This is a genomic window from Pseudomonas sp. B21-010, assembly GCF_024749325.1.
Lineage (GTDB): Bacteria > Pseudomonadota > Gammaproteobacteria > Pseudomonadales > Pseudomonadaceae > Aquipseudomonas > Aquipseudomonas kilonensis.
The window spans coordinates 2,590,980-2,603,913 of record NZ_CP087198.1 but is presented as its reverse complement, the minus strand read 5'-3'; the positions used below and the strand labels follow the sequence as shown (position 1 = coordinate 2,603,913).

The following is a 12,934-nucleotide window of genomic DNA, read 5'->3' as shown; positions in this document are numbered from 1 at the left end:
TCAATTGGCGAAGCACAGCAGCAGGTAAAAATGGATTCATGGAAAAACCTTAAAGATCGAGCACCAGCCGCGCACTCCTGGCACGCGAGCAACAGGGCGTGAACTGGTCGTTGCGGGCTCGCTCGGCATCGGTCAAGAACATGTCGCGATGGTCCGGCTCGCCTTCCAGCACGCGCGTGAGGCAGGTGCCACAGATGCCCTGCTCGCAGGACAACGGAATATCGATCCCCGCCTCCAGCAGCACCTGGGCAACGCTGAGCGCGGCCGGCACCTGGAGACACTGTCCCGTGCTGGCCAGTTGCACCTCGAAGCTGCCCGCCTCACCCGTCGGGACAGCGGCGGTAAAGTACTCACGGTGCAGTTGCGCCTCGGCCCAGCCCCGCTCGCGCGCCGTGCCGAGCACGTGCTCCATGAAGCCAGTAGGGCCACAGACATACAGGTGACGGTCACTCGCCGACGCGGACAAGACCCGAGCACTGTCCAGACGCTGAGCATCCTCACCATCGTCCACATGAACGTGCACGCAATGGGCAAACGCCGAATGGCAGATGTACTCGATAAAGGCCATGCGTCCGGCCGAGCGACCGCAGTAGTGCAGCTCGAAAGGCGCGCCGATCCGCGCCAGGCGCTCGGCCATGCAGAGGATCGGCGTAATGCCGATGCCGCCTGCGAACAGCACGCTGTACCCGGCCGCATGCTCCAGCGGGAACAGGTTGCGTGGCTCGCTGATGCGCAGCCGGCTGCCTTCGTGCACGTGTTCGTGCATGGCCTGCGAGCCGCCGCGAGACGCCGGGTCGAGCAACACGCCCAGCAGGTAGCGGTGGCGTTCTTCGGGGTGATTGCACAGCGAGTACTGGCGCACCATGCCATTGGGCAGGTGCACGTCGATATGCGAGCCGGCGCTGAAAGCCGGCAGGATGGAATGCTCGGCCGGGGCCAGTTCAAAGCTGTAGATGCCTTCGGCTTCGGGGCGCTTGCGGGTCACAACGACATCGATCATCACTGGCTACCCATTGGCTGTTCAGCGGCGATCAACCGACGCAGGACACGTCGGCAACGCACAGCCCCAGCGTCGACTGGCAGCAGCACCGGGTTAAGGCCAAGCAGCTCGACCTCGCCAATCTGACGCTGTTGAGCCTCGACCATGGGCTTGTCTTCACCGGCGAAAATACCGATCAACATCTCCTGGACGAAGGCATTCAGCTGCGCATTGTCCTGCTCGAAACTGCGCGTGTTGGCAAAGAAGTAATGGGTATTGGTCGCGTCCTGCGGTGTCATCAGATGCAGGTTCCACGTGACGGGCCCCTCTTCCCTGGGGCGCCCTGGAGGCGTGGCACCACTGCCCAGCAGCATCAGGCCGGGGGCGTGCCAGATGACCTCGGCCCAGACGTCCGCCCGGCTCGGATCTTCCAGGTGGGCGCCAAAAGCCGGTGGCGGTACATCATCAGGCGCCCACCAGCTGATGCGCACGCGATCGTTGGGCAACTCCTCGATGGTGGCGCGGGTGCGTGACAACGCCCCGCCACCGAGCGTATCGGGGTGCAGGAAATCAACGTGGCTCAAGTCCATGATGTTGTCGGCCAGTAGCTCGTAGTGCGCGCGCGTAGGCAAATACCCATGGCCTTTGGCATCGGTTGGCGCCTGCTCGAAGAAGGAGAAATCAGGAATCAGCGCATCGTTGGCCAAGCTCGGATCGCCAGGCCAGACCCAGATCGCGCCATGGCGCTCAGCAACCGCGAACGCGCGGACACAGGCAGCCTTGGGGATACTCCCATCGCCATGGGGGTTGTGCGTACATTGGCCACTGCCATCGAAACGCAAGCCGTGGTACGGACACTGAACGCTGTCGCCGACAATCTTGCCCATGTGCAGCGGGGCAAAACGGTGCGGGCAACGATCGGCGAGCGCCTGGATCGCCCCCTGGCTATTGCGAAAGAACACGATGGGTTGCTCGACGATGGTTCTGCCAAGCATCCCACCTTGCTCCAGCTCGTCAGCCCATCCAGCGATGTACCAGGTGTTGAGCAAATAGCTCATGATGTTCTCCTCGGTTTTCTTATTTTGATGAAGCGTCGAATGGGCAGATCAGCGATCAGCGTCTGCGGCCACCGCAGCGGGAAAAGCTGACCTGCGGCCACGCAACCGAATGCAGGCCAGGGCCACCAAGAGTTGAACGCCCGCGACGATTCCCAGTGCGGAGGGCAAAGCGCTGATCATTCCCCCGGTGATCGCCAGCACCACCAGCGGGCTGGCGAACTCACCGGCAAAGAACATCGCCGTGAAGCCGCCGGCGGCGCGGCCGCGTTGCTGGAAGTCGACCTGGCTCATGATCCAGGTGAGCAGGGTCGGCATCATCAGACCGATGCCCAGGCCGTTGACCAGGACGGCGATCACCACCAGCCCATGACTGTTGGCCACCGCCAGCAGAGCGCCACCGATACCGGCCGCGACGAAGGCCAGGAGCATCTGCCGGTGCGCAGGGACACCACGCAACAGACGAAAACTCAGGGCGCCGACCAGGACGCCAAACTGACTGGCGCCCATGGTCATGCCGATCTGCTGCGAACCTTCGACATGCAGCAGGTTGAGCAGGTAACCGACTTGTACCGGCACGATGAACAGGCTCAAGCCCGCCAGGAATGCCAGGGCATACAACGGTGCCAGGGGGCGCCAGGGGAATGCCCTGCCTGCCGCGGTTGTCGCGGTGACGACCTGCGCCCGCGGCTCCCACAGCAACCAGACCATCAGCGGCAGAAACACCAGCCCCAGCCCATACAGGGCAAACGGCGTGCGCCAGCCGTGCTCGCCGAGCACACCACCGACGGCAATGAAAATCGCCGCCGACAACGAGGTCGCAACCATTTGCAGGGCGAACATGCGCTCACGCCGCGCACCGCTGTAGTAGTCGCCCATCATCGTGGTGCAGCAGGTCATGATCGCCGCTTCGGCCACACCGATGCCGGCGCGGCTGATCACGATGACCTCTAGCGACTCCAGCCATAGCGGCAGCACCCCACAGACGGTGTAGAGAAACATCGCACCGATCAGCAACGGCTTGCGCCCCAGTCGGTCGGCGATGATCCCGGCCACGGGTGCCAACAGCGCAATCATCAATGCCGGTAGCGTCAGGGCAATGGGCACCAGCACGGCCACACCCGGCGTGTCGGCGAAGTGCTCCTGCATACGCGGCAGGATGGGAGCCAGCAGCACCGCACCGAGCACCGGCAGGCAACTGCCGAGTAGCAGCAACAACGACTGTGGCAAACCTGCCTGGCGCTCAACGCTCATCGTGCACCTCCGCGGGTTGGGCCGCGCAGAACGCCATGCCGAAGGCACTCAGGCCGGCGATAAGGTCAATCCATAAAGACTGCTGGAACAGCGATACGCGAGGCATGGGAAAGTCCTTTCTTGTTGTTATGAGGCGACGGGATTGGCGGCGGTTGTCGTTTGATCGTGTCCCGAAGCCAGGCGCAGCGAGTGCTTCACGCAGGCCCCCTCCTCGGCTACGGCCGGCATCAGCGGCAGGCTCGTCGGGTGGTTGGGTATGGCCTCGGCCTGCCCCGTGCTGACACGTTTGCTCGGCAACAGGAAGTGAGCCAGGGCCGGCAACAGCACCAGCGCACCGACCATGTTCCAGACGAACATGAAGGCCAGCAGCACGCCCATGTCGGCCTGGAACTTGATCGGCGAAAACATCCACGTGGCCACGCCGATCGCCAGGGTCACACCGGTCAGCATCACCACCTTGCCGGTGGACAGCAGTGCCCGGTAGTACGCCTGCGACAGGCTGGTGCCCTGGCGCATATGACCGAGCAGGATGCTCATCACGTACAGCGCGTAGTCGACGCCGATGCCCACGCCGAGGGCGATCACCGGCAGGGTCGCAACCTTGACGCCGATGTTCAGCCAGACCATCAGCGCCTCACAGAGGATCGATGTGAGCATCAGCGGGATCACCGCACAGATCGTGGCGCGCCAGGAGCGGAAGGTGATCAGGCAGAGCAGGATCACGGCGCCGTAGACCCAGAACAGCATTTCGCGGTTGGCCTGCTTGACGACGATGTTGGTCGCGGCCTCGATCCCGGCATTGCCCGCAGCCAGCAGGAACTGGACGTCGTCGGTATTGTTCGCCGCGGCGAATTGCTCGACGTGATCCACCAGGCGACTCAGGGTTTGCGCCTTGTGGTCGGAGAGGTAGACGTACAGCGTCAGCAGGCTGCAGTCTTCGTTGTACAACCCGCGCGGCGCCCCAGCGGTGACCATGTTGAGCATCGCCTGGTTGTTCTGCAGCTCATACCACTTCGGGCTGCCTTCGCTCAGACCCACCAGCATCCGGCGGTTAAGCAGCGCCAGCGAGTTGGTCGAATCGACCCCAGGCAAGGTGCGCAACTGCCAGTCGAGCGCGTCGACCTTGCGCAGGATGTCGTAGCGCGAACAGGCGCTGGCTGGCGTCTTGATCATGACCGCGAACAGATCGCTGCTGGCGCCGTAATGACGGGTCAGGAACGCGTCATCCTGGTTGTAGCGCGAGTCCGCCCGCAGCTCGGGCGCGCCTGCGTCCAGATCCCCAACCTTCAATTGCAGGCTGACGATGAAGCCGAGCGTCGCCAGTGCCAGGCTCAGGGCGATGCACAACGCCGCCCAGCGCCGCTGGGTGAACAGGTCGAGAAAGCGCCAGAACCCGTGGCGACTCTGACCGGCCTGTTCAGCGTGCTCGCTTTTCAGGCTCAGTCGCGCGGCACGGCGGCTGACGCCCACGTAGGAGAGCAGGACCGGCAGCAGGATCAAATTGGTGAAGATCAGCACGGCCACACCGATACTGGCGATCATCGCCAGGTCCTGGATCACCTGGATCTTGATGATCATCAGCACCGCAAAGCCGACCGCATCACACAGCAGCGCGGTGAGACCGGCGAGAAACAGGCGGCGGAAGGTGAAGCGTGCGGCGACCACACGGTGCATGCCACGACCGATGTCCTGCATGATGCCGTTCATCTTCTGGGCGCCATGGCTCATGCCAATGGCAAACACCAGGAACGGCACCAGCACCGAATAGGGGTCCAGTTGATAGCCCAACAGCGGCAGCAGGCCGAGCTGCCAGACCACCGCCACCAGCGAGCAGAACACCACCAGCAAGGTGCTGCGAATGCAGCGGGTGTACCAGTAGAGCACCACGGCGGTGATCAGGATCGCCACGGCAAAGAACACCAGGATCTGCCGCAGGCCGGCGATCAGGTCACCGACTTTCTTGGCGAAACCGGTGATACGAATGTCGATGCTGTCGCTCTGGTACTGGCTGCGCAGCGATTCGAGTTGTTGCGACAGCCGGGTGTAGTCCAACGGCTGGCCATCGGGGGTGCGCTGCAGCAGCGGTACCTGGATGATGCTCGAGGCCTGGTCGAACGCCACCAACTGGCCGATTTCGTTGGACAGTTGCACATTGCGCCGCAATGCCGCCAGGCTCGCAGCGCCGCCATCGTAGTTATCCGGAATGACCGGCCCACCGTCCAGGCCCGCTTCGGTCACCGCCACCCAGCGCGTGGCCGGTGTCCAGAGCGACTTCATGTACGCACGGTCGACACCGGGCAGCAGATAGATCTTGTCGCTCAACGCCTGCAGGGTCTTGAGGTAGGCGCTGTCGTAGATGTCGCCCCGCTTGTTGACCACCGCGATGCGCACCGAGTTACCCAGCCCGCTCAGTTCCTTCTGGTGCTCAAGGTAGTTGGCGATATAGGGCTGATGGGTAGGAATCATTTTTTCGAAACTGGCATTGAGCTCGACACGACTGGACTGCCAACCCAGCACCAGCGTGGTCGCCAGGCACAGCAGCAACACCCACAGGCGATGGTTGAACAGGGCTCGCTCGAGCACCGAACCGGAACGCGGATCAAAGTCTTCGAACGCATTCGCGGGGGACTGGGAAAAATTTCCAGGGGACGTCATAACCTCACTCCGAAGCGGCAGTGGATGGCTGCGCAAGACGCTGCAGCCCGGTGAAACCGGCAACGATCAAGCTGCCATCGGCGGCCTCGATCACACTTGAAACAGGTTTGCCCAAGGGCTCGCCCAGTGACTGCAGCGTCGCCCCGGTCTGCTCACCATTGAGAAACAGCGCGCCCCCCTGGTTGACCAGCAGCACTTGGCCGCCGGCCAGGCGGGTGGCGTCGTTGAAAGAAATCGGCAGAGGGACAGACAGGTGCTGGAAGCTGGCGCCACCGTCATTGGAGATAAAGGCATTGCCCCTCAGGCCACCCACCAACAGGGCGCCATCGGCGCGGCTCTGCAAGGTGAAGAAACTGCCTTCATAGGGGCTTTCCAACTGGTTGAACGAAACCGCGTCGTCATCCGAGCGCGCCAGGTAACCCTGCTCGCCAGCCAGGAACCAGCGCGTATCCTGATGACTGATGGCATACAAGTGCATCCCGTTCGGGTTGGCGATGTGCCCCATCAGCGACTGCCACGTGGCGCCGCCGTCCGCGGTCCACAGCGCCAGGCCGTAGGCACCGACGATCAGCCCGTGTTGTGCATCGATGAATTCGAGTGCCAGGAAGGGTTTGTCAGCGCCATCGGCAACGAGACGCTCGGCACTTTGTACGCGTACCAATGCGTCATCCGGGTTGGCAGCGGTGGCCTGGTCAGCCTTGGCTGCGTCCAGTTCGAGCTGAGCCGCACGCGCACCGTCGAGTTGCAGCGTCCAGTGCTCGCCACCATCGCGGGTGACCAATACCACGCCAGCGTGACCCACTGCCCAGCCATTGCGCGCATCGACAAACTGCACCGCCGTCAGGCTGACCGAAACCGGTACCGGGGCCTGGCGCCAGCTTTGCCCGTTGTCATCGGAGAGCAGCACCAGGCCGCGCTCGCCCACCGCCACCAGACGTGTGCCGGCCCGCGCCAGATCGATCAATACGCTCTTCTGCGCCGCCGGCACCGGCATGGCCGGGGTGCTCAACGGCGCGCCCACGGCAGTCGGCCCTGCCAGGCAATCGCTGGTGGCGAAGGGCAAATACAGGGCCAAGAGCACAGCGCCCGCCTGACTGATTCTGTTCATAACCTAACCTCGGAAAAACACTCGCACCCCAAGGGCAGACCGACAGGCCTGCCCTTCACGCTCAGCTCAGACTCAACGCACGCCGCGACCGGCCATCGCCGCTGGCGAGAACTCCGAGGCCTTGTAGCGATCGACCGCGTGATACTGATCCGGCAATCCGGCGTAGACGTTCTGGATAAACCACGCCCCCGAAGTCAGGTCATAAAAACCGGCAGACAGTTGCACCAGGCCTGGCAGGTCGGGCAGTACGGAAGGCAGTGACCAGAGGGTCTTGGCCAGTTGACCGCTGGCGTCCCAACGGTCGCCGAGCAGGGCTTGCCAGGTGTCTTCGTCGAGGTAGTAGCGGCCTTTGGGCAACTGGTGACGCTTACCGGCGGCCAACGTCGACTCGACTACCCAGACGCGGTGCAACTCCCAACGCACGTAGTCAGGATTCAGATGGTGCTTGGCGAACAGGTCTTGCGGCTGGGCAGCGGTCTGCACCTTGTTGGTGTTGTAGGGAACGTACATTTCCTGCTTGCCCACCAGTTTCCAGTCGAACCGGTCCGTACGGCCCTGCCACACGAACAGTTCGTCGAAGGACATGACCCCGGCGGTGGACGGCGTCGGTGTATCGCAGCAGGCGTTGGGCAGCGTGCGCACCCGGCGCTGACCGGCCAGATAGACATGGGCCTGGGATTTTTCGCCGTTGATGTTCTCACGCCCCAGGATCTGTTCGCCGGCACGAATCGCCGGGCCGGAATTGACAAAGTGCACCTGCCAGTAGTCGCCCGAATAGTTTTCAGGACCGCCCTCCTCGAAGTAGTAGGGCATCTCCTGGGTCAACAGGCCGTCGCTGGTCATCACCTGGTTGCCGTCGGCCGTCATCAGGTAGTGGCGAAAATGCGCCGCCACCGAGGTGCCGCGCCAGTTCAGCAGGTGGTTCCAGATGGCTTCGGTACCGTTCTGTGGAATCGGAAACGGGATCCCGCCATAGGCGCCGTCGGGGATCAGGCCGGCGCTGCTGTCGACCAGTTTGGCGCGGGTCGCGTTCTTGAGCGTGTTGTCATAGACCCACTGCGGCGCGGCGGCTGTGCGCCGGGTCGGATAGACATCGATGCGATAGGTGTCCGGGAAACGCTTGAACAGCTCCTTGGTGCCGTCGCTGAGCTTGTCGGCGTACTTGGCCAGGTTCTGGGCGGTGATGCTGTACAAGGGTTTGTCCGCGGCAAACGGATCGCCACGCTTGCCGCCGGGTATGTAGGCCGGATCGACCTTGGTGTAGCCGCCATCCCAGGCCGGGATGCTGCCGTCGGCATTGCCGGCTTTCTCGGCACCGAAGGGTGTCAGGGTCTTGCCCAGCGCGGCCGCTTGTTCAGCGCTGGCCGCCAGGGTCATCGGCGCGGCAGCGGCCAGCAGGGTTAAGCACAAGGCCTTTAGAGTGAACTGAATGGTCATGCGCGAATCCTCTTAGAACGTGGTCTTGACGGAGAAAGCCAGGTAGTCCCGGTCCTTCAACGACTGCTTGTAGTTGAACTGGTTGGCGGCGTTGAGGCTGGTGTCCTCGGGACCGTAGAAGTGGGTGTAGGTCAGCCCCACGGTCACTTGGTCCAGGTAGGTGGCGGAGACGCCGATGTTCATGTCGCCTCCTCTATCGGGGCCGAACCCGCTGATCACCGCCGACTTGCCCATGGGGAAGTAGCTGATGCCCACTGGCACGCTGATATCGACGCCAGGGAAAAACTGGCGATAGGTGGGCGTGTACACCAGCTTCAAGCCCAGGCCGTCATCAGTGGCGTTAGGGTCGAGGGCGGCGCGGTTCCTGGTCACGGCCAGCAGGCGGTTCCAGGCGATCTCCCCGACCAGACTGGCCTCATTGGCGACGAAGGAAGGGCCCAGCGATGCCAGGACGTTGAGGTTGACGTGAGCCGTCCGGCCGACGGCGTACAAGGCGTCATCATTGTTGTCCGCATCGACGCCCGCCAGGACGGTCTGGGCGTTGGACACCAACGGCATGTTCCAGCGCATGGACGCCTCACCGGCAAAGCTGTACTCGTCGACAGTTGTGGCAAAACTGGCGCCCAGGACACGGATGTCTTCCGGGTAAACCCAGGAATATTCGCCGACTTGCCCGGTACTGAAGTTCGGCCCGGTGGCATTCGGTTTCAAATACAACGTGGGCGTTTTCTCGTGATACTGCAGCGCGTACAGGCCGTAATCCGCCGTCCCGGTGTTGTACTTGAGCTGCAGGCCGCCCTGGCCGGAGCTCCTGGCTTTCTTGTCCTTGCCATGGAAAAACGCGGCCGGGCTGTTGGCATTACCGCCAAGGAAATCCGGGAATGGCCCGCCAGTGATCAGCCGTTCATTGCCTTCACCGATGGTATCGCTGGTGGAGAAATAGCTGCCGGCGCCCGGCAAGCGGGTGGCCTCCCACTCCAACTGGTAAAAGGCGCCCAATGACACATCGTCGGTCAGTTGGTAGGCGGTCGAGAGCTGATTGACCGGCCGGGTGATTTCCTTGAACTGGGTATTGGGTACCGATTGCGCCTTGACCACGTCCACCGGCGCCATGGCCCCGGCAATGCCGTTGCCACCGAAGAACAGGCTTTCACCCCAGATCAGGCCGTGGCGCCCCGCGCGAACCGATAAGGAGCGGTCGGCCAGCTCACCGTTCCAGTAGACAAAGGCATCCAGCAGTTCGCCGTCGCCGCCATGCAGATGACGGGTGTCGCTGGTGAATTCATCGAAGCCCACCGAACGCTGGTTGGCACTGGCCGCGTCGTTATTGTCGTTGCGGTCCTGGTAGACAGTGTCATACCAGGCGGCACCGCTCAGGCGGGCACCGAAGTTGTGATAACCGATGTCCAGTTCGGAAAGAATATCCAGGCGATTGGAGATCAGCCCCTTGCCGAAATTGTGATCGCCGTCATTCTGGTTCAACGCCGTCTGCCCTTCGCTGAGCTTGCTGCTGGGGTCCTTCAGGCGCCAGGCCGCGCTGTACTTCAGCGTGTTGTCCCAGCGCAAGCTGAGATCGGGGTTGCCGGTATCGATCTGAAAGGCCTGGGCGGCCGAGGCGCCAAGCCCCAGGCTGGCCGCAAGGGTCAGGGTGAAGGGGACGCGCCGCGACGCAGCGATCTTGCGAGTAGCCATCGAAGTAACCCTCTTTATTGTTGTTGTATGTCAGCTCTTCTGGTGAAACGGCGCCCGCAGTCGAACCGGGCCAAGCCTGCACAGGCATGAAGCATCCATGGGAGAGCGAATTCGGTTTTGCCGGCGCCTCAGATGGGCTGTGCCGTGACCTCGAGCATCCGCCTGACCAGGCCGATCCGGTCGAAGCCGCTGTCGTGGGCCATTTCCTTGTCACCGGCCAACACCGAGCTTTCGCTGATGAATTTGCAGCGCTCATAACGGCGCGCCATAAAGCGTTCGAGCTGCCGTTCGACGCTGCCACCGGCGCCCAGCTCTTCGCCAAGCACGACGGCATCTTCAATGGCCATGCCGGCGCCCTGGCCCAGGTGCGGTGTCGTGGCGTGTACTGCGTCGCCAATCAACACGACACGGCCGCGGTACCAGGACTCACTGACGAACACCACCTCCAGCGGCTTGTAGACCACCTGTTCGCTGTCGATTATTTGCTCGCGCAGTTCGCCGATCAGCCCAGTGAAGCCGCTCAGGCGCTGGCGCATCCGGGTCGCCAGCGTGGCGGCATCCATCCTCGGGTTGGCGGGCTCGTGGGAGGTCACGAACAGGTACATCTGGTCGCGACCCAGCGGCACCAGCCCGGCATTACCGGCGGGTCCCTGGAAGGTGGCCAGATGATCGATCCCGGCGGCACGCGGGAAGTTGTAGCGCCACACCGCCTGGCCGGTGAAGCGCGGCGGGTACTGGTCGCCGAACAGCAAGCCGCGCATTGTTGAGTACAGGCCATCGGCGCCCACGACCAGGTCGTAACGACCGCGACTGCCATCGGTGAACAGCACATCAACGCCCTCGCCCACCTGCTCCAGCGTCTCGACGCTCAGGCCCAGGCGAATCGAGGCGCCCAGGGCAATGGTGGTTTCGCTGAGGACTTGATGCAGGGCCAGGCGCGAAATACCGACATTGGCCGGATACTCGGGGCCAGCCAGGCGCTGACCGGGGATTCGCGCCAGCTGCTCACCAGCCGTGGTATTGATGGTCAGATCCTCGAACGCGTAGGCGGCGTCCAGGTAGCCGTCCAGCACACCCAACTTGGCCATCTCACGCACGACGTTACTCTGCTGGATGATGCCAACGCCGTAGACGGTCCACTGTGCCTTGAGCTCGACAAGGTCGACGACGATGCCTTTGCGACGCAAAGCGATTGCGGCACACAGGCCACCGATACCACCACCGACGATAAGCACCTTTTCCACTGCGTTCATGCTCGTTCCACTCTTATTCTTGTTATTCACGCAAGCGTTCTGCCGGAGCGTTCCCAGGCTTCACGACCGGCTGTTTCTGCACGCATTCGCTACCGCGTTGTGTTCACTTTCTCGGCAAAGCAGGCGTTTGACTAATCGCATGTAGGGATACGATGTATCAGCAACCGCGATACGTTAACTAAGGTCCACACGCTTCCAACTGACCCGCTTCGAGCACCAGCCAATCGGCCTCTGCATGCCATTGCAGCGCACTCAGGCGTTCCCCCAGGCAAGGCCCGTAGACACACAGGCCACTGTCTGGAAGGAACCGGGCACCATGGGCGTAACAGACAATCTGGCTGCCATCGGCGCTGAGAAAACGGTCCTTGCGGTACTCCAGCCGCACCGCCAGGTGCGGGCAACTGTTGCGATAGACCCGCACCTCGCCGCCATGGCGCAGGGCGAACACGCTGTCCTTCCCCGTGCCCAGGGGATCGAACCCACGGGCTTGCCCTTCGACCACGTCATCCAGGTGACAGAGAACAATGGCGTCGTGACTCATGGACGACATTCGCACTCAGGCCTGCTTGGGCGGCGGGCCGCTGGGGAACCATTTTTCCCGGGAAGTGAACAGGAACAATTGCGAGTTATCCGCCGACAATGGCGCCTGCCGCGCTTGCCAGGCGTCATCGTGCTTGTCCATGTCTGCGTCGTATTCGATGTGGCAGCCCAGCGGGCTGTTGAAGTACCAGAACCAGTTGGAGCCAAAGAGGTGACGGCCCGGTCCCCAGAAGCTGGTCCAGCCTTGCTGCTCGAAGCGGCGCCCGGCCAACAGCACTTCCGTGCCGCTGCCCATGTGAAAGGTGAAGTGCTCGCACCCCTTCATATGCGGTGGCGTCTGGATCATGAACAAACAGTGATGGTCATCGGAACCGGCGGGACGCATGAACGGACCCGCGCCAACAAAGGTGTCGGTGGTCACGAAGCCCAGGCGTTTGTAAAAGGCCTCGGCCTTGGCCGCATCCGGCACGAAATACACCACGTGGGACAGGGTCCGCGGCAGGGCCTGCATATCGGGGCTGATGCCCGGTTGGTTGACCGGGCGCTGGGGGGCATGGCCCGGCGCATTGGTCAGGTCCGCCGGCGCGCTGTACGCACGCCGCACACTGATCTGGAAACCAATGGCAAAGCCCATGTCGTCCACACTGTGCACGGAACCCTCGGCACCGCGGGTCACCAGGCGATCACGCCCCAGCTCATCGGCGATGGCCTCAAGATCAGCCGCGCTGGCCACGCCGTAAACGGTTTCACGAATCGAAGGCGCAGGCCCGATGGCCGCCGGCAGACTGGCATCGTCCGCACGACGGATAATCACGGCAGTGCCGTCGAGGGCTTCAAAACGACCGCCCTCGCTGTCGACATCGACAGGCAGCAGACCGTAGTCACGCAGGCAATGAGTACAAGCTTGAATATCGTCGACGCCAAAAATCAAGGCATCAAGGCCAATGATGTTCATTGAGTT

General features: G+C 62.8%; 10 protein-coding genes. All 10 read right to left on the bottom strand.

The window, feature by feature from the left end:
* Window positions 1-49: 49 nt before the first annotated feature.
* Window positions 50-1,000: a PDR/VanB family oxidoreductase gene (locus tag LOY50_RS11585; RefSeq protein ID WP_258690908.1), complete on the bottom strand. Its 951-nt coding sequence runs from the start codon at window positions 998-1,000 to the stop codon at window positions 50-52.
* Complete coding sequence (locus LOY50_RS11580; protein ID WP_253473653.1) at window positions 1,000-2,037, bottom strand: aromatic ring-hydroxylating dioxygenase subunit alpha; 1,038 nt, start codon at window positions 2,035-2,037, stop codon at window positions 1,000-1,002. Before LOY50_RS11580 ends, LOY50_RS11585 begins: the two co-directional genes overlap by 1 nt.
* A 48-nt stretch (window positions 2,038-2,085) precedes the next feature.
* Window positions 2,086-3,288 (bottom strand): MFS transporter, encoded by a 1,203-nt coding sequence (locus LOY50_RS11575; RefSeq protein WP_258690907.1) that lies wholly within the window; start codon window positions 3,286-3,288, stop codon window positions 2,086-2,088.
* A gap of 126 nt (window positions 3,289-3,414) precedes the next feature.
* On the bottom strand, window positions 3,415-5,943 hold the full coding sequence (locus tag LOY50_RS11570) for an RND family transporter (protein ID WP_258690906.1): 2,529 nt from the start codon (window positions 5,941-5,943) through the stop codon (window positions 3,415-3,417).
* Between the two features lie 4 nt (window positions 5,944-5,947).
* A complete protein-coding gene (locus LOY50_RS11565) occupies window positions 5,948-7,051 on the bottom strand; it encodes a YCF48-related protein (protein WP_258690905.1) in 1,104 nt (367 codons plus the stop codon).
* 72 nt (window positions 7,052-7,123) lie between these two features.
* Complete coding sequence (locus tag LOY50_RS11560; RefSeq protein ID WP_214509231.1) at window positions 7,124-8,488, bottom strand: DUF1329 domain-containing protein; 1,365 nt, start codon at window positions 8,486-8,488, stop codon at window positions 7,124-7,126.
* A 12-nt stretch (window positions 8,489-8,500) separates the two neighbouring features.
* Window positions 8,501-10,180 (bottom strand): DUF1302 domain-containing protein, encoded by a 1,680-nt coding sequence (locus tag LOY50_RS11555; protein ID WP_024618264.1) that lies wholly within the window; start codon window positions 10,178-10,180, stop codon window positions 8,501-8,503.
* A 128-nt stretch (window positions 10,181-10,308) separates the two neighbouring features.
* Complete coding sequence (locus LOY50_RS11550) at window positions 10,309-11,433, bottom strand: FAD-dependent oxidoreductase (protein WP_258690904.1); 1,125 nt, start codon at window positions 11,431-11,433, stop codon at window positions 10,309-10,311.
* A 178-nt stretch (window positions 11,434-11,611) separates the two neighbouring features.
* Window positions 11,612-11,974, bottom strand: a complete 363-nt coding sequence (locus LOY50_RS11545) for a Rieske 2Fe-2S domain-containing protein (RefSeq protein ID WP_258691226.1) — start codon at window positions 11,972-11,974, stop codon at window positions 11,612-11,614.
* A gap of 15 nt (window positions 11,975-11,989) precedes the next feature.
* Complete coding sequence (locus LOY50_RS11540) at window positions 11,990-12,928, bottom strand: VOC family protein (RefSeq protein ID WP_253473638.1); 939 nt, start codon at window positions 12,926-12,928, stop codon at window positions 11,990-11,992.
* Window positions 12,929-12,934 lie beyond the last annotated feature (6 nt).